Genomic DNA, 18,127 nt, shown 5'->3' on the forward strand with positions numbered 1-18,127 from the left:
ATGACTGCCTTCTCCGCCTACGCGGACTACCAGACCGGTGAGCCGGTCGTCGACACCAAGGCCCCTTCCGGCCCCGTCGCCGAGCGCTGGGACAAGCGCCGCTTCGAGGCCAAACTGGTCAACCCGGCCAACCGGCGCAAGCACACGGTCATCGTCGTGGGCACCGGCCTCGCGGGCGGCTCGGCCGGCGCCACCCTCGCCGAACAGGGCTACCACGTCGTCCAGTTCTGCTACCAGGACTCCCCGCGCCGCGCCCACTCCATCGCCGCGCAGGGCGGCATCAACGCGGCGAAGAACTACCGAAACGACGGCGACTCCGTCCACCGCCTGTTCTACGACACCGTCAAGGGCGGCGACTTCCGGGCCCGGGAGTCCAACGTGCACCGGCTCGCGCAGATCTCGGTCGAGATCATCGACCAGTGCGTGGCCCAGGGCGTGCCCTTCGCGCGGGAGTACGGCGGCCTGCTCGACACCCGTTCGTTCGGCGGCGTGCAGGTCTCGCGGACCTTCTACGCGCGCGGCCAGACGGGCCAGCAGCTCCTGCTGGGCGCGTACCAGGCGCTGTCCCGGCAGATCGCGGCGGGCAACATCGAGATGCACCCGCGCACCGAGATGCTCGACCTGATCGTCGTGGACGGCCGGGCGCGCGGGATCGTGGCCCGGGACCTGATCACCGGGAAGATCGACACCTACTTCGCGGACGCCGTCGTCCTGGCGAGCGGCGGCTACGGAAACGTCTTCTACCTGTCGACCAACGCCATGAACTCCAACGCCACCGCGATCTGGCGGGCGCACCGGCGGGGCGCGTACTTCGCGAACCCCTGTTTCACACAGATCCACCCCACCTGCATCCCGCGCACCGGCGACCACCAGTCGAAGCTGACGCTGATGAGCGAGTCGCTGCGCAACGACGGCCGGATCTGGGTGCCGAAGGCCAAGGGCGACGACCGTCCGCCGAACCGGATCCCCGAGGACGAGCGCGACTACTACCTGGAGCGCATCTACCCCTCCTTCGGCAACCTGGTCCCGCGGGACATCGCCTCCCGGGCCGCGAAGAACGTCTGCGACGAGGGCAGGGGCGTCGGACCCGGCGGACAGGGCGTCTACCTGGACTTCGCCGACGCCATCGCGCGCATGGGCCGCGAGGCCGTCGAGGCCAAGTACGGCAACCTCTTCGACATGTACCAGCGGATCACCGACGAGGACCCGTACGAGGTCCCGATGCGGATCTACCCGGCGGTGCACTACACGATGGGCGGGTTGTGGGTCGACTACGACCTCCAGACCACCGTGCCCGGCCTGTTCGCGATCGGCGAGGCCAACTTCTCCGACCACGGCGCGAACCGCCTCGGCGCCTCCGCGCTGATGCAGGGGCTGGCCGACGGCTACTTCGTGCTGCCGGCCACCATCAACGACTACCTCGCCCGCAACCCGCACCAGGACGAGGTGACCCTCGAACACCCCGTCGTCCAGGAGGTGGTGGCGGAGACCCAGGACCGTCTCGACCTGCTGCTCTCGGTCGACGGGGACCGCACGCCGGACTCCTTCCACCGCGAGGTCGGTGAACTCATGTGGGAGTTCTGCGGCATGGCCCGCACCGACGCCGGCCTGCGCAAGGCCCTCGAGCGCATCCCGCAGATCCGCGAGGAGTTCTGGCGGCGCATCAAGGTGCCCGGCACCGGCGAGGAGTTCAACCAGTCCCTGGAGAAGGCCAACCGGGTCGTCGACTACCTCGAGCTCGCCGAGCTGATGTGCCTCGACGCGCTGCACCGCGCCGAGTCCTGCGGCGGCCACTTCCGTGAGGAGTCGCAGACCCCGGACGGGGAGGCGGCCCGGCGCGACGACGCCTTCGCCTACGCGGCCGCCTGGGAGTTCACCGGGACGGGCGCGGCCCCGGCCCTGCACCGGGAAGACCTGGTCTTCGAGTACGTCCACCCCACCCAGCGGAGCTACGCATGAGGCTCAACCTGCGCGTCTGGCGGCAGAAGAACGCCGACGCCGACGGCGCCATGTCCACGTACGAGGTGGACGGCATCTCGCCCGACATGTCGTTCCTGGAGATGCTCGACACCCTCAACGAAGAGCTCATCCTGCGCGGCGACGACCCGGTCGCCTTCGACCACGACTGCCGTGAGGGGATCTGCGGCGCGTGCTCGCTCGTCATCAACGGCGACGCGCACGGGCCGGAGCGGACCACGACCTGCCAGCTGCACATGCGGTCCTTCCGGGACGGCGACACGATCGACGTCGAGCCGTGGCGGGCCGCCGCCTTCCCGGTCGTCAAGGACCTGGTCGTCGACCGCAGCGCCTTCGACCGGATCATCCAGGCCGGCGGGTACGTCACCGCCCCGACCGGCGCCGCCCCCGAGGCCCACGCGACGCCCGTGCCCAAGCCGGACGCCGACTTCGCCTTCGAGCACGCCGAGTGCATCGGCTGCGGGGCGTGCGTGGCCGCCTGCCCGAACGGCGCGGCGATGCTGTTCACCTCGGCCAAGGTCAACCACCTCAACGTGCTGCCCCAGGGCGCGCCCGAGCGGGAGACCCGGGTGCTGGACATGGTGGCGCAGATGGACGCGGAGGGGTTCGGCGGGTGCACGCTGGCGGGCGAGTGCGCTACCGCCTGCCCGAAGGGCATCCCGCTGGTGTCCATCACCGGCATGAACAAGGAGTGGCTGCGGGCCACGCGGAAGGTCACGAAGCGGTAAGGCCGCAGGCCGTGGTGAGGAGGGCCGCAGTGCCGTAGTGCGCAGTGCCGTGAAGCGGTCGTCGACCCGGGCCGTGGGACCGTCCGGGCCGGCCTCGCGGGTTCGCGTGCCCGCCCCCCCCGGGCGGCCGGGCCGGCGCCCGCTTCGACCAGAGACGTTCGCCGACAGGGTGCGGACGGGCGGGGCCGGGAGTGGTGCTCATCCCCGGCCCCGTCTCGCGTCCGGCCCCGCCCGGGGCCGGGCGTCCGGCATTCAGCAGCCGCACATCCACGGGCCCCTTTCCGGTCACGCCGAGGCCAGCCGGGCGCGGAAGAAAGCAGGTGCGGATTCCCCGTGCACCGTCCCCGTGCTTCTTCCGCCCCGCGCAGGAGACCTCCATGACCGCCATGCCCGTCGCATCCCCCGCTGCCGCTGCCGCTGCCGCCGCCCCGCCCGGTGGCTCCGGCTACGTCGTCTCGCTCGCCCGTGACCAGGAGGACGTCCGGGCCGCGCAGCGGCTGCGCCACCAGGTGTTCGCCGGAGAGCTGGGCGCCCGGCTCGACGGCCCGGAACCGGGCCTGGACACGGACGCCTTCGACGCGTACTGCGATCACCTGCTGATCCGCGACGACGCCACCGGCGAAGTGGTCGGCACCTACCGGCTGCTGCCGCCCGAGCGGGCCGCGGTCGCCGGACGGCTCTACTCCGAGGGCGAGTTCGACCTCCGCACGCTCGACGCGATCCGGCCCGGCCTGGTCGAGGTCGGCCGCTCCTGCGTGCACCCCGACCACCGCGACGGCGCCGTCATCGGGCTCATCTGGGCCGGCATAGCCCGCTACATGGTGGACCGCGGCCACGAGTGGCTGGCGGGCTGCTGCTCGGTCCCGCTGGCCGACGGCGGCGCCCTGGCGACCGCGACCTGGGACCGGGTGCGCGCCAAGCACCTCGCCCCGCCGGAGTACCGGGTACGGCCGCTGCGGCCCTGGACCCCGAACGGTGGCGGTCCGGCCGCCCGCACCGAGCTCCCCGCCCTGCTGCGCGGCTATCTCCGGCTCGGCGCCTGGGTGTGCGGGGAACCCGCCCACGACCCCGACTTCGGCGTCGCCGACCTGTACGTGCTGCTGCCGATGAGCCGGGTCGACGCGCGCTACCTGCGGCACTTCCTCTCCCTCGTCCCGGCCTGATGAGCGCCTGGCTGCCCGGCGCGCCCTGCACCCCGCGGGCGTGCGTGCAGGCGACGGCGACCCTGACGGCCGTACCGCGGGCCGTGCTGCGGCTCGCCGCCGTGGCCGTGCTGGTCCTGGCCGGGGTGGCGCTGGCGCCGGTCGGCGGGTGGTTCCCGTCCCGCGTGGTGCGGTGCTGGAGCCGGACCGTGGTGCGGGCGGCGGGGGTACGGGTCCGGGCGACCGGCGCGACCCCGCCCGCCGACGGCGGACTGCTGCTGGTCGCGAACCACATCTCCTGGCTGGACATCCCGCTGCTGGCCGCCGTCCGACCGGCCCGGATGCTCGCCAAGGACGAGATCCGCAGGTGGCCGGTGGCGGGCACACTGGTCGCGCGCGGCGGTGTCCTGTTCATCGACCGGGACCGGCTGCGCGCCCTGCCCGGGACGGTCGCCGCGATCGCGGACGCCCTGCGCGCCGGGCGGGCGGTCGCGGTGTTCCCGGAGGGCAGCACCTGGTGCGGCCGCGCCCAGGGCCACTTCCGGCGGGCGGTGTTCCAGGCGGCCCTGGACGCCCGGGCGCCGGTGCAGCCCGTCCGCATCCGCTACCGGGACCGCGCGGGAGCGCCCAGCACCGTGGCCGCGTTCGTCGGCGACGACCCGCTGCTCGCCTCGCTGTGGCGGGTGGTGTCGGCGCGGGGCCTGGTGGCGGAGGTCGAGGTCCTGCCCGCCCTCGCGCCGGACGGCCACCCCGACCGCAGGGCGCTGGCCGCGGCCGCCGGCGCCCTGGTGCTGCACGGCACGCCCGAGCGGCGGGTCATGCCCCGGCCCGGTCGGGCCGGCACCCTGCCCGTCCCGGCGTGCCGGCGCCCCGACCCGCGCGAACCGGGCCCGTCGCATGGCGGTGTCCGCGGTCCCGGCGAGACGCTCCGCAGAGCCGGGGAGACGCCGGAGGCATTGCCGCGAAGTCGGGTGCCGTCAACCCACCTTGATGGGATCATGACGCATCCCGATCCCCGAAGGGAGCGCGCGTGAGCGGAAGCCCGGCCGGCCGGACGGTGCTCGTGACGGGAGGCAGCGGCTTCGTGGCCGCCCATCTCGTCGGGCAGCTCCTGGAGCGCGGTTACCGCGTGCACACCACCGTGCGCGCCACGGCGGACGAGACCAAGCGACGGCCGCTGCGCGCCCTGGGGGACGCCCGTCCCGGCCGCCTCCACCTCTTCGAGGCGGACCTGCTGACGGAGGGCTCCTTCGACGAGGCGATGCGGGGCTGCACGGTGGTCTTCCACGTGGCCTCGCCCTTCCTGATGCCGGAGAAGATCAAGGACGGCCGGCGGGACGTGGTGGAACCGGCCCTGACGGGCACGCGCAACGTCGTGGCCTCCGTCGAACGCACCGAGACCGTCGAGCGCCTGGTCCTCACGTCCACGGTGGGCGCGATCTTCGGCGACTACGCCGACGTACGGGAGATGGACGACCGGACCCTGTCGGAGAAGTACTTCAACACCACCAGCACCGTGGAGAACAACCCGTACCACTACGCCAAGACGGCGGCCGAGCGGGCCGCGTGGGAGGCGGCGGCCGCCCAGAGCCGCTGGCGCATGGTCTCCGTCAACCCCGGCCTGATCCTGGGCCCCTCTCTCACCCCCGGCTCGGACTCGGGCAGCCTCTTCCTCCTGGACGAGCTCTTCAAGGGCTGCTTCTTCTACGGCGCCCCGGACTTCAGCTTCACCACGGCCGACGTGCGCGATGTCGCGGCGGCCCACATCGCGGCCGCCGAACACCCCGAGGCGCACGGCCGTTACATCGTCGCGGCGCAGGAGATGACGTCCTTCCACCAGATGGCGAAACTCCTGCTGAAGCACGACCCCGGCAACCGGCGCCTGCCCCGGACCGCCCTCCCGCACTGGCCGGTGCGGATCCTCGGACCCGCCTTCGGCCTCTCCCAGGCATACATCCGGAGCCACCTCGGCATCCGCTTCCGCGTCGACAACCGCAGAAGCACCGAGGAACTGGGCATCACCTACCGCCCGATCGAGGAGACCCTGGTGGACCACCACCGGGCCTGGCGGGAGCAGCGCGGCTAGGGCGTGCCCAGCACCCGGCGCAGATACGGCGCCGTCGCGCTCTCCTCGGCGTCCGCCACCTCCCGCGGCGTCCCCGTGACCACGATCCGTCCGCCCGCGTCGCCGCCGCCGGGCCCGAGGTCGATCACCCGGTCGGCGCCCGCCACCACGGCCATGTCGTGCTCGACGACGATCACCGTGTGCCCGGCGTCGACCAGGCCGTGCAGCTGCCGCATGAGGACCTCGACGTCGGCCGGGTGGAGGCCGGCCGTCGGTTCGTCCAGGAGGTAGAGCGTGTGGCCGCGGCGGCCCCGCTGCAACTCGGCCGCCAGCTTGATGCGCTGGGCCTCGCCGCCGGACAGCTCGGTCGCGGGCTGGCCGAGACGCAGATAGCCGAGGCCGACGTCGAGCAGGGTGGCGAGGCTGCGGGAGACGGCCGGCACGTCGGCGAAGAAGTCCGCCGCCGACTCCACCGTCAGGTCCAGCACCTGGGCGATGTTCCGCTCCCGGTAGGTCACCTCGAGTGTGCCGGGGTTGTAGCGGGCCCCGCCGCAGTCCGGGCAGGGTGCGTAGGTGCTGGGCAGGAAGAGCAGTTCGACGCTCACGAAGCCCTCGCCCTGGCAGGTCTCGCAGCGTCCTCCCGGCACGTTGAAGGAGAACCGGCCCACGCCGTACTTCCTGGCACGTGCCGCGTCCGTCGCCGCGAAGACCTTGCGGACCACGTCGAACAGGCCCGTGTAGGTCGCCAGGTTCGACCGCGGGGTACGGCCGATCGGCTTCTGGTCGACGGCGACCAGCCGGCCCACGCCGGGCAGGTCCTCCGTGATCTCCCCGACGAGCGTCGATTTGCCCGAGCCCGAGACGCCGGTCACCGCCGTGAACACGCCGAGCCCGAACTCCGCGGTCACCCCGCGCAGGTTGTGCCGGGTCACCGGGCCGACCGCCAGCCGCCCCCGGGGAGAACGGACGGGACGGACGGGCGCGGGAGAGCGGTCGAACAGGAATCGTGCCGTCGCCGACTCCGCGACCGGGGCCAGGTCCGCCACCGGGCCGCTGTGCAGCACCCGCCCGCCGTGCTCGCCCGCCCGCGGCCCCACGTCCACCAGCCAGTCGGCGGCGCGCATCACGTCCAGCCGGTGTTCCACCACGAACACCGAGTTGCCCGCGGCCTTCAGCCGCTCCAGCACCGTGAGCAGGGCCTCGGTGTCCGCCGGGTGCAGCCCCGCCGACGGCTCGTCGAGCACGTAGACGACGCCGAACAGCCCGGAGCGCAGCTGGGTCGCGATCCGCAGCCGCTGGAGCTCGCCCGCCGACAGGGTGGGGGTCGCGCGGTCCAGGCCGAGATAGCCGAGCCCGAGTTCGAGGACGGGCGCGATACGGGTCCTGAGGTCGTCGGTGAGGACCCGCGCCGTCTCGGAGGTCCCTTCGAGGAGCTGGGCCAGTTCCGCCAGCGGCAGCGCGGCCAGCTCCGCGATCGTCCGGCCCGCGAAGGTCACGGCGAGGGACTCCGGCCGCAGCCGGCCGCCCCCGCACGCCGGGCAGGGTGCGGCCGTCAGGAAACGCTCCGCCCTGGCCCGCAGGGTCTGGCTCCTGGAATCCGCGAAGGTCTTCATCACATAGCGGTGGGCGCTCATGTACGTGCCCTGGTAGGGGCGTTGGATGCGGTCCGCGTCCCGCACCGGGTGGACCGTCACCACCGGCTGCTCGTCCGTGAACAGGATCCACTCCCGCTCCCCGGCGGGCAGTTCGCGCCACGGGACGTCGACGTCGTGGCCGAGCGCGTCGAGGATGTCCCGCAGGTTCTTGCCCTGCCAGGCGCCCGGCCAGGCGGCGATCGCGCCCTCCCGGACGGACAGCGACGGGTCCGGGACGAGGGACTCCTCGGTGGCGCGGTGGACCTCGCCGAGGCCGTGGCACTCCGGGCAGGCGCCGGCCGCGGTGTTGGGGGAGAAGGCGTCCGAGTCCAGGCGCTCCGCACCGGGCGGATAGTCGCCCGCCCGGGAGAAGAGCATCCGCAGCGAGTTCGACAGGTTCGTGACCGTGCCCACCGACGAGCGCGAGGTGGGCGCCGAGCGGCGCTGCTGGAGCGAGACCGCCGGGGGCAGCCCGGTGATCTCACCCACCTTCGGCGCACCGACCTGGTGGATGAGCCGGCGGGCGTACGGCGCGACCGACTCGAAGTAGCGGCGCTGGGCCTCCGCGTAGATCGTCCCGAACGCCAGCGACGACTTGCCGGAGCCGGACACCCCGGTGAACACGGCCACCACGTCGCGCGGGACGTCGACGTCCACGCCCCGGAGGTTGTGCTCGCGGGCGCCCCGGACCCGGATGTACCCGTCCTTCGGGGACGGCTCGCCGTCGTGCGGCGCGGACGGGCTCGGCATGGGGGGACTCCGTACGGGTCTCCGGCCGTGCGGCCGGCGCGGTGCGGGACAAACCCCGCAATCCTATGCGGGCGCGTCCGGCGGCGCCCGGTGGGTGGCCCGGGGACGGCGGTCAGGCGCCGCCGCGCCGCGCCCGCACGATCCCGGCGAGCCGCCGGTAGGAGTCCAGCAGGGCGGCACGGTCGTAGGTGCTGGTGGTGACCAGGACCTCCTGCGCCCCCGTCTCCTTCAGCACCGTCTCCAGCTCGTCCGCCACCTGGTCCTCGGTGCCCGCGAGGTGGCCGGCGAGCCCGGACTCGTAGAAGCCGCGCTCCTTCGCGGTCATCGCGCGCAGCTCGGCCTCTTCGGCCGGCGGCAGCGGCGGGAAGGTGCCGTGGGTGCGCGAGTACGCCATCGACCAGGCCTCGGGGACCAGGAGCCGTCGTGCCTCCTGCGGCGTCGCGGCCACGGCGATCGTCCCGGAGATGACCACGTAGGGCTCCGACGCCCAGCGGGAGGGCCGGAAGTGCGCCCGGTAGCGGTCCACCCCGCGCCGCATCCGCTCGCGGTCGCGGAGGTCGCCGATGACCATCGGCAGTCCCGCGCGGGCGGCGATCTCCGCGCCCTCGCCCATGGCCAGCACGAACGGCGGCACGGTCAGCCCTTCCGAGGGCCGGGCGTGCACCCCCGCGGGCGAGCCGCCGAGGAACCAGCCGAGCAGTTCCCCGAGCTGCCCCGCGAAGTCGTCCGCGTCGTCCTTGTCCCGGCCCAGCGCCCTGCGCACCCCGTCGGTGAAGCCCACCGAGCGCCCCAGGCCCATGTCGACGCGCCCCGGGAAGAGGGACTCCAGGACGCCGAACTGCTCGGCCACGACCAGGGGCCGGTGGTTGGGCAGCATCACCCCGCCGGTGCCGACCCGGATCCGGTCCGTCGCGCCGGCCACGGCCGCGGCCAGCACGGTGGGCGCCGATCCGGCGACGCCGGGCACGCCGTGATGCTCCGAGACCCAGAACCGGTGGTACCCCAGCGCCTCCGCCTCCCGCGCCAGCCGCACGGTGTCCCGGAGCGCCTCGGCGGCGGTGTGGCCCTCGCGGGTGCGCGAGCGGTCGAGGACGGAGAAGCGGGTCGAGGCGATCACGGAGCTCATAAGGGGTTCAACACCGCGGGGCCCGCTGGATTCCCCGTACCGCCCCGGGCGTGCGCGGGACGACCCGGCGGGCCGGGCGGTTCAGTCCCCGGGCCGCAGCAGGCCGCGCTCGTACGCCGGGACCAGGCGCCGGGGCACGAGACGGCGGACGCCGTCGACCGTGACCGGCACGAGCTGCGGAGCGCTCGCCTTCCACCGGGCGCGGCGGTGCCGGGTGTTGCTGCGGGACGTCTTCCGCTTGGGGACGGCCATGAAAACCTCCTCGATGGGCTCGGGTGAGCTGCGAGGAAGCTATATGAAAATGGATCCCATGTGCAATTGGCGCCCGCCGGGGGGCGGCCCGGGGCGACCGGCCGGGCCCGGCTGCATAGGGTGGGCGGTGTGACCGACAGCAGCAAGCGGCCAGTCGCCGTCTTCGACCTGGACAACACCCTCGCCGACACCGCCCACCGGCAGCGGTTCCTGGAGCGCGGTCCGCGCGACTGGGACGCGTTCTTCGCGGCCGCCCCGCAGGACCCGCCGATCCCCGAGGGCATCGCGATGGTGCTGGCCCGCGCCGAGGAGTGCGAGGTCGTCTACCTCACCGGCCGGCCCGAGCGCTGCCGGCGCGACACGCTGGAGTGGCTCGCCGCGCAGGGGCTGCCGGAGGGCCGCGTCCACATGCGGCGCAACGACGACCGCAGACCCGCCCGGCGCACCAAGCTGGAGGTGCTGCGCCGACTGGCCCGCGACCGCGAGGTGCGCGTCCTGGTGGACGACGACGAACTGGTGTGCGACGACGCCCGGCGGGCCGGTTTCACCGCCGTCCTGGCGCGCTGGACGGCGCCCTCCGGCACGCTGGAGCAGGCGCAGGAGCGCGAGGGGCGCACCTGAGGGGCGGCCTCGGCCGGGCGGCGCCGTGCGGGAGGGTGCGGCCCTGCGTGCGGGTGCCGGGCCGTCAGGCCGACTCGTCCAGGCGGAAGCCGACCTTCAGACCCACCTGCCAGTGCGCGATGTCGCCGTTCTCGATCTGGCCGCGCACCTGTGTCACCTCGAACCAGTCCAGGTTGCGCAGAGTCTGCGAGGCGCGGGAGATGCCGTTGCGGATGGCGTCGTCGACGCCGTCCGGCGAGGTGCCGACGATCTCCGTGACCCGGTAGGTGTGCTTCGACATCGGGGTGCTCCTCTCGACCGTGACGGCCTCGTCACGTGTGTCACGCGTCACTCCACCGTGCCCCAAGCTGCGGCGGAGCGCGAGGCGTCGGAGCGGACGGGCCCCTTCCGCCGGGCCCCCCTTGACCCTCCGCATTGGTCCATACCAAAATCCTGGACACCCGTGCGAGCGCCGCGCTCGTCCCCCACGTCGGGCCTCTCGCCCTGTCCGCCGGGCAGAACAGGACCCCCGTGAGTCGTCGCCTTCTCGCCCTTCTCTGCGTGTCCGCCTGCCTCCTGACCGCCTGTGGCGTGCTGCCGGGGACCGGGGGACCCGACCGCCGCACGGTCACGGTCTGGCTGATGAAGGACAGCGCGTCGCAGGAGTTCCTCGACCGGTTCACCGAGGACTTCGAAGACGATCACCCGGATCTCGACCTCGACATCCGTATCCAGGAGTGGACCGGGATCGGCGACAAGGTGAAGGCCGCGCTGGAGGACGAGGACGGGACGGGGCCGGACGTCGTCGAGGTCGGCAACACCCAGGTCCCGCAGTACGTCGACGGCCGCGGACTGCTCGACCTGACCCTGGAGTCCACCGTGAAATGGGGCGGGGACGACTGGCTGCCGGGCCTCGCCGAACCCGGGAAGCAGCGGTACCACCAGTACGGCATCCCCTGGTACGCCGCGAACCGGGTCGTGATCTACCGCAAGGACCTCTTCGAGCAGGCCGGCATCACCGCTCCGCCCGCCACCCGCGCCGCATGGCTCGCCGCCACCGAGAAGCTGAACTCGGACGGCAACCAGGGCATCTACCTGGCCGGTCAGGACTGGTACACGCTCGCCGGGTTCATCTGGGACGAGGGCGGCGACCTCGCCACCGAGGACGGCGGCCGCTGGGAGGGCGCGCTCGACACCCCGGCCGCCCTGCGCGGCATGGACTTCTACCGGCGGCTGCAGGCCCTCGGCGCCGGCCCGGTGGCGGCGGACGAGGAACACCCGCCCCAGGCCGGGGTGTTCGCCGGGGGCAAGGTGGCGCAGATCGTGGCCGTGCCCGGCCTGGCCCGTGCGGTGGTGCAGCAGAATCCGGCGCTGGAGGGCGAGTTGGGCTTCTTCCCGGTGCCGGGCAAGAGCGCGGGCAGGCCCGGCGCGGTCTTCACCGGCGGCTCCGACCTGGTCGTCCCGCGCAACACCGACGTGCGCGACGGCGCCGTCGCGGTGGTCGCCGCGCTGACCGGCGCGAAGTGGGACACCGACCTGGCCCGCACCATGAACTACGTCCCCAACAAGGCGAAGCTGGCGAAGTCCGTCGCGGGCGAGGAGGGGGTCGAGGCGATGGCGGCGGGGGCCGCGCAGGGCCGCGCGACCCCCAGCACACCCGAGTGGGCCGCCGTCGAGGCGGACAACCCGATCAAGGACTACATGACGAAGGTGCTCACCGGCGCCGACCCGGCGACCGAGGCCCGGCGCGCCGCCCGCCGGATCACGGAGGCGCTGACGGTGTCCTTCTGACGGCCTCGGCCGGCCGGCCCGGCGCTCCGGTGGGCGGTGCTCAGCGTGCGGTGCTCAGCGACAGCGCGAAGCGGCCCGCGCCGTCCGTCCACCATTGGCTCAACTCCAGTCCAGCGGCGGCCAGTTCCGCGCGCACTCCCTCCTCCCGGAACTTCGCCGACACCTCGGTGCGCAGTTCCTCGCCGGCCGCGAAGTCGACGGCGAGGTCGAGCGCGGGAACCTTCACGGTCTGCGCCGTACGCGCGCGCAGCCGCATCTCGATCCACTCGTCGTCCGCGTTCCAGAGGGCGACATGCGCGAACGACGCGGGGTCGAAGTCGGCGCCCAGTTCACGGTTGACCACGGCCAGCACGTTCTTGTTGAACGCGGCCGTCACGCCGGCCGCGTCGTCGTACGCCCGCACCAGCACCCCCTCGTCCTTGACGAGGTCGGTGCCCAGCAGCAGCGCGTCGCCCGGCGCGAGCAGCGCGCGCACCGAGGTGAGGAACCGGGCGCGCTCGGCGGGCAGCAGGTTGCCGATCGTGCCGCCGAGGAAGGCCACGAGGCGCGGCCCCGGGGTGTCGGGCAAGGCCAGTCCTGCCGTGAAGTCGGCGATCAGGGCGTGCACGTCCAGCCCCGGCCGCTCGGCGATCAGGGCCTGTCCGGCCTGGGTGAGGGCGCTCTCGCTGACGTCGACGGGCACGTACGTGTCCAGTTCGGTCAGCGCGTCGATGAGATGGCGGGTCTTCTCCGAGGAGCCCGAGCCGAGCTCGACGAGCGTGCGGGCCCGGGCCGCCGCGGCGATCTCGCCCGCCCGGTCCACGAGGATCTCGCGCTCGGCGCGCGTCGGGTAGTACTCGGGCAGCTCGGTGATCTGCTCGAACAGTTCACTGCCGTGCGCGTCGTAGAACCACTTCGGCGGCAGCGTCTTCGGGGTCTCGGTCAGGCCGTGCCGGACGTCGGCGCGCAGGGCGGCGCCGGTGGCGTCCTCGGGGAGGGTGCGGGTGATGCGGAACGGGCTCACGTGCCGATCTCCTTGGGTGGTGCGGATGCCGTGTCGGTGCTCGGTTCCTTCAGGGGGGTGAGCAGGACGTCGGCGCGGCTCGCCGCGAGCAGGGTGCGGTCGGGGACCTCCTGCCAGCGCGGATCGTCGTCGTAGGGTTCGGAGGCCACGACCGTGCCCCGGCCGGGCTCCGCCAGATACCAGAGGGTGTCGCCCCAGGCCGTGGCGGTGATGGACTCCCCGTCGGTGAGGAGCAGGTTGAGCCGGGAGCCGGGAGCCGCCGCGGCGACCTCGAGCACCGTGTCCGCCAGTGCCTGGCTCCCCGTGTCACCGGCGCGCAGCCGGGCGAGGACCAGCGCCCAGACGAACGCGGAGTCGTTGCGCGCCTCCATCGACAGCAGGTCCGCGGCGGGCAGCGAACCGGTCAGCGACCCCAGCGAGTCCGGCCAGCCCGCGACCGCCCCGTTGTGGCTGAACAGCCAGGTCCCGGCCGCGTACGGCGCCGCCGCGGCCTCCGCGTCGGCGCCGGCCAGCGTCGCGTCCCGGACGGCGGCCAGCAGCGCCCGGCTGCGGACGACCCGGGCCAGGTCGGCGAAGGACAGGTCCGCCCAGATCGGCCCGGCCCGGCGGTAACGGGCCGGCACCGGGTCCCCTTCGGCGTACCAGCCGACCCCGAAACCATCGGCGTTGACCGTCCCGTACCGCTGCCGCCGAGGCGCCCACGACTGCCGGTGCAGGCTGTGCGGGGGCTCCACCAGAAGCCGCCCGAGCGGTTCCCCTGACCCCAGATACGCGAGGTGACGGCACATCAGACGGACCCCGAACGGGCCGTGCGGAACCCGGAGAAGATCTGCCGCCGGATCGGGTAGTCCCAGTTGCGGAACGTGCCCCGGCAGGCCACCGGGTCCACCGCGAACGACCCGCCGCGCAGCACCTTGTACTCGGGGCCGAAGAACACCTCCGAGTACTCCTTGTACGGGAACATGCGGAATCCGGGGTAGGGAAGGAAGTCGCTCGACGTCCACTCCCACACGTCGCCGATCAACTGCCGCACCCCGAGCGGGGAGGCGCCGGCCGGATAGCTGCCCGCCGGGGCCGGCCGCAGATGGCGCTGGCCCAGGTTGGCGTGCTCGGGGGCGGGGTCGGCGTCGCCCCACGGATAGCGCATCGAGCCACCGGTGGCCGGGTCGAACCGGGCCGCCTTCTCCCACTCCGCCTCGGTGGGCAGCCGCCGTCCGGCCCAGCGCGCGTAGGCGTCGGCCTCGTACCAGCACACGTGCAGCACCGGCTCGTCGGGCGGGACGACCTCGGTGACCCCGAAGCGGCGACGCAGCCACTGCCCGCCGTCCCGGTGCCAGAACAGCGGGGCACGGATGCCGCTGCGGCGGACGTGCGACCAGCCCTCCTTCGTCCACCAGCGCTCGTCGTCGTAGCCGCCGTCCTCGATGAACGCCGCGTAGGCGCCGTTCGTCACCGGGGTGGTGTCGATGTGGAAGGGGGCCACCTCGCGCCGGTGCGCCGGCCGTTCGTTGTCCAGCGCCCAGGGCTCTCCCGAGGTGCCCATGGTGAACGGGCCGCCGGGCACCAGGACCTCGGCCGGGCCGGTGAACAGCGGCACCGGGTCCGGGTCGGGGGCGGTCAGGGCCTGCGGGCCGGTGCGGAGCTGGTGGGTGATCAGCATCGTCTCGTCGTGCTGCTGTTCGTGCTGCGCGATCATCCCGAAGGCGAAGCCGGCCTCCGTCAGCCGGGTGCCGCCGAAGTCGGCGGACTCCAGCACGTCCGTCACCCGGCCGCGCACCTCCGCCGCGTACCGGCGGGCCTCGTCCGGCGGCAGCAGCGGCAGGGAGGGCCGTTCGGCGCGCGAGTGCTCGAAGGCGTCGTACAGGCCGTCGATCTCGGGGCGCATGGCCTCACGGCCGGCCACCGTGCGCAGCAGCCAGAGCTCCTCCTGGTTGCCGATGTGCGCGAGGTCCCACACCAGCGGTGACATCAACGGGGAGTGCTGGGCGGTGAGGTCGGGCTCCTCGACGCACGTGGTCAGCAGGGTGGTGCGCTCGCGGGCCGTGGTGAGGGAGGCGAGCACCCGGGCACGCAGGGTGTCCGCGTCCGGGACGGGGCCGTCGTCCGGGCCGGGGCCGTCGGCGAGCGCCTGCCCGGTGTCCAGGGCGGGGTCGGTCATGTGCGCAGATCCTTCCCGTACGCGCGGGTGTCCGTGCCGCGCAGGCGGTCGAGCAGGTCGTCGGCCGGGGTCCGGCCCCGCAGGACGTAGCGCTCCAGGTAGTCCGACACGGCGTCCGTCACCGCCTCGGTGGCGCCGAGGCGGGGCAGGGCCGCCAGCGCCGTGCCGAAGCAGGCGACGGCGACCTCGTGCAGTTCCGGGTCGGTCATGCCGTCGCGGGCCGCGTCGATCCACAGCGGGTTGTGCGGGGCCGGCAGCGGCTGGGCCCGCTCGGCCAGCGGCTTCACCGCGCGGTAGACGTGCTCGGCGGCCTCCGGGTCGTCGAACAGCGCCGTGGTCACGGCGAGCGGCACGATCCAGCCGTCGTCGCCCGGCTGCGCGTCGATCATGCGCAGCTCCAGGTGGCCGCGTGGCCTGACCGGTGGGAACAGCGTGGTGAGGTGGTAGCCGAGATCCTCCCGGGTCGGTTCTCCGGTCCGGGTCCACTGCCGGAAGGTGAGCCGGTCGGGCACCTCCCACGGCCCGCTGTCGCGCCGGACGCACATCACCGGCGCGTCCAGCACGTGCCGGGCCCAGGCCGTGCGCGGGTCGCCGTCCAGGGCGGGCCCGCCCGCGCGGCCGGCGCCTATCTCCGTCCACAGCAGCTGCCGGGTGGAACGCCAGCCGGTGGGCCGGCCGCCGAGCAGCGGGGAGTTGGCGAAGGCCGCCACCAGGACCGCGCCCAGCGTGTGCGACAGCCACCAGCGCCGCCCGTGCCCCAGGGGGCCGGGCTCCTCGTACCCGGCGTCCAGGCAGACCTGGACGGAGGCCGAGGTGCACATCATGGCGCGGCCCGCCGGGCCGGTGCGGTCGAGGCAGGCCTCCATGGCGTCGTAACGGGGCTCGTGGAGGAACCGGCGGGGTGGGCGCCAGGGGTCCGTGCCGTTGCCGGAGAGTGCGAGACCCTGCTCGGCCAGGACCGCGCGGACGGCGGTCAGATCGGCGGAGACGGTGCCCACGCACTCCATCAGGGAGGCGGCGGGCGGCGAGCTCAGTTCCAGCTGGCCGCCGGGTTCGACGGTGAGCGGTGAGCTCAGCGGCAGGGTGCGCAGTGCGGCGTACGCCGCTTCGAGTCGTTCGGGTGGGACGGGGAGCCGCGGCTCGCGCAGATCGTGGACGAGCCATTCCACTTCGACCCCGACGGTACGGGGTGGCCCGGTCTTGAAACAGATGCCCCTGACCAGGGCCTCCACCTCGGCTTCGGTGAGGGCGCTGCGGGTCGGGGTCTCGTCGGTACAGTCGCTGACTGAGTCGGACATGTCGGGATCCTCCTGAGATTCCACCATGCCACCGGTCCGGCCTCGGTGCGGCCGGACAGGCATCGCTCGTCCCACCCAAAACCCTCGAACGAATCCGCACAAGGGTACACAACCGTACATTCGGGACCGAGTTCGAGCTGTTTTCCAGGCGTTCCCGACCGGTCCTCGGAGTGTTTCCCGGCCCGGAAAACCCTGTTGCACGCCATGTCCAGGATCGCTCACGATGCGTGTATGAGCACGACGGGGGAGACGGACGGGGTGGGGGAGGCCAAGCGGCGCGCGGCCATGGGGTCCACGGGGGTGGCTCCATGAGCGCGCGGCTGCGCGGCATCGCGCGGGAGACGGAGCAGATCGTCGCGGCGGGGCGCTACCGCGCGTCCGACGGGCGCGAGGTGGTTCTCGCCGAGGCGATCGAGGCCGCCCGGGCGGGGACCCGGACGGCGGGTCCGGGACCGGTCGGGGCGCCGGAGAGGCCTTCCGCGGGCGCTCCGGCGCACGCCCTGGGCGGCACGGTCGTCGAGGTCACCGGCGAGAGCAGCCTGGAGGCGGCCCGCCGGCTCGTCGCCGCGGGGCCGGTCGCCGTGCTGAACTTCGCCTCCGCCCGCAACCCCGGGGGCGGCTACCTCAACGGGGCGCAGGCGCAGGAGGAGGCCCTGTGCCGGGCCTCCGCGCTGTACGTCTGCCTGCTGGAGGCCCGGGAGTTCTACGACCATCACCGGGCCCACCGCGACCCGTTCTACACGGACCGCGTCATCCACTCACCGGCCGTGCCCGTCTTCCGCGACGACCGGGGCCGTCTGCTCGACCGGCCCTACGACGTCGGCTTCCTGACGGCCGCCGCCCCGAACGCGGGCGTGGTGCTGCGGACGGCCCCGGAGCGTGCGGCCGAGTTGCCGGGCGCGCTGGCCGTCCGGGCCGGGCGGGTCCTGGAGACGGCCGCCGCGCACGGCTACCGGCGCCTGGTGCTGGGCGCCTGGGGCTGCGGGGTGTTCCGCAACGACCCCGCGCAGGTGGCGGAGGCGTTCCGGGCGCTGCTCGGCCCCGGCGGGCGCTTCGAACGGACATTCGTGCACGTGACGTTCGGGGTACTGGACCGGACGCCGGGAAGCGTGGTGCGGGGCGCCTTCGAGAGGGTGTTCGCCCGGACGGCCGCTCAGGTCCAGCCGTAACGCTCGTGCAGGCGGTGCCGGACCAGGTTGAACCGCATCCGGTCCAGCGCGCAGGCCTCGCGGCGCATGCCGTCCTCGTGCAGCCGCAGCACGCGGTCGACGTCCACCCAGGAGTCCCGGCCGGACCGGTCCCAGGGCCCGCCGCCGATCGGCACCCACTCGCGGTCGCCGTCGTGCCGCTTGCTCGACAGCTGTACGGCGAGGAAGGTCCCGCCCGCCTCCCGGGCGACGACGAGCACCGGGCGGTCCTTGCCCCGGCCGTCGTTCTCCTCGAAGGGCACCCAGGTCCACACGATCTCGCCGGGGTCCGGGTCGCCGTCGTGCGCGGGGGAGTACTCGGTGCGCACCCGCCCGACCTCACGGGGGTCGGCCTCGGTGGTGGCGGAGGGGCCGGAGCGGCCCGGGACGTCTTCATCGGTAAACGCGGTCACGGG

Annotated in this window: 17 protein-coding genes; 8 read left to right on the forward strand and 9 right to left on the reverse strand. The window is 73.7% G+C overall.

The window, feature by feature from the left end; translation table 11 throughout:
* From J2X68_RS23540 to J2X68_RS23560, 5 genes are all read left to right on the forward strand, one after another.
* Positions 1-1,959, forward strand: a complete 1,959-nt coding sequence (locus J2X68_RS23540) for a fumarate reductase/succinate dehydrogenase flavoprotein subunit (RefSeq protein WP_310434531.1) — start codon at positions 1-3, stop codon at positions 1,957-1,959.
* Entirely contained in the window at positions 1,956-2,705 is a 750-nt protein-coding gene (locus J2X68_RS23545) for a succinate dehydrogenase/fumarate reductase iron-sulfur subunit (protein ID WP_310434532.1), read from the forward strand. Before J2X68_RS23540 ends, J2X68_RS23545 begins: the two co-directional genes overlap by 4 nt.
* Positions 2,706-3,091: 386 nt before the next feature.
* Entirely contained in the window at positions 3,092-3,868 is a 777-nt protein-coding gene (locus tag J2X68_RS23550) for a GNAT family N-acyltransferase (RefSeq protein WP_310434630.1), read from the forward strand.
* On the forward strand, positions 3,868-4,881 hold the full coding sequence (locus tag J2X68_RS23555; RefSeq protein ID WP_310434533.1) for a lysophospholipid acyltransferase family protein: 1,014 nt from the start codon (positions 3,868-3,870) through the stop codon (positions 4,879-4,881). Before J2X68_RS23550 ends, J2X68_RS23555 begins: the two co-directional genes overlap by 1 nt.
* On the forward strand, positions 4,878-5,933 hold the full coding sequence (locus tag J2X68_RS23560) for an NAD-dependent epimerase/dehydratase family protein (protein WP_310434534.1): 1,056 nt from the start codon (positions 4,878-4,880) through the stop codon (positions 5,931-5,933). Before J2X68_RS23555 ends, J2X68_RS23560 begins: the two co-directional genes overlap by 4 nt.
* Here the strand turns inward: J2X68_RS23560 and J2X68_RS23565 are convergent.
* The 3 genes from J2X68_RS23565 to rpmF form a co-directional block, all read right to left on the reverse strand.
* The gene (locus tag J2X68_RS23565; protein WP_310434535.1) at positions 5,930-8,296 is read right to left on the reverse strand and encodes an excinuclease ABC subunit UvrA; all 2,367 of its coding nucleotides are present in this window, start codon (positions 8,294-8,296) and stop codon (positions 5,930-5,932) included. The two genes, J2X68_RS23560 and J2X68_RS23565, sit on opposite strands and share 4 nt — an antisense overlap.
* A 112-nt stretch (positions 8,297-8,408) precedes the next feature.
* On the reverse strand, positions 8,409-9,422 hold the full coding sequence (locus J2X68_RS23570) for an LLM class flavin-dependent oxidoreductase (RefSeq protein WP_310434536.1): 1,014 nt from the start codon (positions 9,420-9,422) through the stop codon (positions 8,409-8,411).
* Positions 9,423-9,503: 81 nt separating this feature from the next.
* Positions 9,504-9,674, reverse strand: coding sequence for a 50S ribosomal protein L32 (rpmF, locus tag J2X68_RS23575; RefSeq protein WP_310434537.1), 171 nt, complete (start codon positions 9,672-9,674; stop codon positions 9,504-9,506).
* 129 nt (positions 9,675-9,803) lie between these two features.
* Between rpmF and J2X68_RS23580 the strand changes: the two genes are divergently transcribed.
* Positions 9,804-10,295 carry a hypothetical protein gene (locus tag J2X68_RS23580; RefSeq protein ID WP_310434538.1) on the forward strand — a complete coding sequence of 164 codons (492 nt, stop codon included), beginning with the start codon at positions 9,804-9,806 and terminating at the stop codon, positions 10,293-10,295.
* Between the two features lie 64 nt (positions 10,296-10,359).
* Here J2X68_RS23580 and J2X68_RS23585 read toward each other — a convergent pair whose 3' ends face one another.
* A complete protein-coding gene (locus tag J2X68_RS23585; protein WP_310434539.1) occupies positions 10,360-10,575 on the reverse strand; it encodes a dodecin in 216 nt (71 codons plus the stop codon).
* Between the two features lie 230 nt (positions 10,576-10,805).
* On the opposite strand from J2X68_RS23585, the gene J2X68_RS23590 reads away from it, so the two are divergent.
* Positions 10,806-12,065 (forward strand): extracellular solute-binding protein, encoded by a 1,260-nt coding sequence (locus J2X68_RS23590; RefSeq protein WP_310434540.1) that lies wholly within the window; start codon positions 10,806-10,808, stop codon positions 12,063-12,065.
* A 40-nt stretch (positions 12,066-12,105) separates the two neighbouring features.
* On the opposite strand, the gene egtD is transcribed toward J2X68_RS23590, so the two are convergent.
* From egtD to egtA, 4 genes are read right to left on the reverse strand one after another with little or no spacing between them, the layout of a single operon-like run.
* Positions 12,106-13,068, reverse strand: a complete 963-nt coding sequence (egtD, locus tag J2X68_RS23595) for an L-histidine N(alpha)-methyltransferase (RefSeq protein WP_310434541.1) — start codon at positions 13,066-13,068, stop codon at positions 12,106-12,108.
* Positions 13,065-13,856, reverse strand: coding sequence for an ergothioneine biosynthesis protein EgtC (gene egtC, locus J2X68_RS23600; RefSeq protein WP_310434542.1), 792 nt, complete (start codon positions 13,854-13,856; stop codon positions 13,065-13,067). The genes egtD and egtC overlap by 4 nt, the downstream gene beginning before the upstream one ends.
* Positions 13,856-15,226 (reverse strand): ergothioneine biosynthesis protein EgtB, encoded by a 1,371-nt coding sequence (gene egtB, locus J2X68_RS23605; RefSeq protein WP_310434543.1) that lies wholly within the window; start codon positions 15,224-15,226, stop codon positions 13,856-13,858. Before egtB ends, egtC begins: the two co-directional genes overlap by 1 nt.
* On the reverse strand, positions 15,223-16,524 hold the full coding sequence (gene egtA / locus J2X68_RS23610; RefSeq protein WP_310434544.1) for an ergothioneine biosynthesis glutamate--cysteine ligase EgtA: 1,302 nt from the start codon (positions 16,522-16,524) through the stop codon (positions 15,223-15,225). Before egtA ends, egtB begins: the two co-directional genes overlap by 4 nt.
* Before the next feature lie 308 nt (positions 16,525-16,832).
* Between egtA and J2X68_RS23615 the strand changes: the two genes are divergently transcribed.
* The gene (locus J2X68_RS23615) at positions 16,833-17,693 is read left to right on the forward strand and encodes a TIGR02452 family protein (RefSeq protein ID WP_310434545.1); all 861 of its coding nucleotides are present in this window, start codon (positions 16,833-16,835) and stop codon (positions 17,691-17,693) included.
* Here J2X68_RS23615 and J2X68_RS23620 read toward each other — a convergent pair.
* Positions 17,678-18,124 (reverse strand): type II toxin-antitoxin system PemK/MazF family toxin, encoded by a 447-nt coding sequence (locus J2X68_RS23620; protein WP_171400962.1) that lies wholly within the window; start codon positions 18,122-18,124, stop codon positions 17,678-17,680. The two genes, J2X68_RS23615 and J2X68_RS23620, sit on opposite strands and share 16 nt — an antisense overlap.
* Positions 18,125-18,127 lie beyond the last annotated feature (3 nt).

The sequence above is a fragment of the Streptomyces sp. 3330 genome (assembly GCF_031456635.1).
Taxonomy (GTDB): Bacteria; Actinomycetota; Actinomycetes; order Streptomycetales; family Streptomycetaceae; genus Streptomyces.

What these genes read in the sequence shown, in the direction of transcription:
- J2X68_RS23540 (WP_310434531.1), top strand. Translation starts at nt 1, where the DNA reads ATGACTGCCTTCTCCGCCTACGCGGACTACCAGACCGGTGAGCCGGTC.
- J2X68_RS23545 (WP_310434532.1), top strand. Translation starts at nt 1,956, where the DNA reads ATGAGGCTCAACCTGCGCGTCTGGCGGCAGAAGAACGCCGACGCCGAC.
- J2X68_RS23550 (WP_310434630.1), top strand. Translation starts at nt 3,092, where the DNA reads ATGCCCGTCGCATCCCCCGCTGCCGCTGCCGCTGCCGCCGCCCCGCCC.
- J2X68_RS23555 (WP_310434533.1), top strand. Translation starts at nt 3,868, where the DNA reads ATGAGCGCCTGGCTGCCCGGCGCGCCCTGCACCCCGCGGGCGTGCGTG.
- J2X68_RS23565 (WP_310434535.1), bottom strand. Translation starts at nt 8,296, where the DNA reads ATGCCGAGCCCGTCCGCGCCGCACGACGGCGAGCCGTCCCCGAAGGAC.
- J2X68_RS23570 (WP_310434536.1), bottom strand. Translation starts at nt 9,422, where the DNA reads ATGAGCTCCGTGATCGCCTCGACCCGCTTCTCCGTCCTCGACCGCTCG.
- rpmF (WP_310434537.1), bottom strand. Translation starts at nt 9,674, where the DNA reads ATGGCCGTCCCCAAGCGGAAGACGTCCCGCAGCAACACCCGGCACCGC.
- J2X68_RS23585 (WP_310434539.1), bottom strand. Translation starts at nt 10,575, where the DNA reads ATGTCGAAGCACACCTACCGGGTCACGGAGATCGTCGGCACCTCGCCG.
- egtC (WP_310434542.1), bottom strand. Translation starts at nt 13,856, where the DNA reads ATGTGCCGTCACCTCGCGTATCTGGGGTCAGGGGAACCGCTCGGGCGG.
- egtB (WP_310434543.1), bottom strand. Translation starts at nt 15,226, where the DNA reads ATGACCGACCCCGCCCTGGACACCGGGCAGGCGCTCGCCGACGGCCCC.
- egtA (WP_310434544.1), bottom strand. Translation starts at nt 16,524, where the DNA reads ATGTCCGACTCAGTCAGCGACTGTACCGACGAGACCCCGACCCGCAGC.
- J2X68_RS23615 (WP_310434545.1), top strand. Translation starts at nt 16,833, where the DNA reads ATGAGCGCGCGGCTGCGCGGCATCGCGCGGGAGACGGAGCAGATCGTC.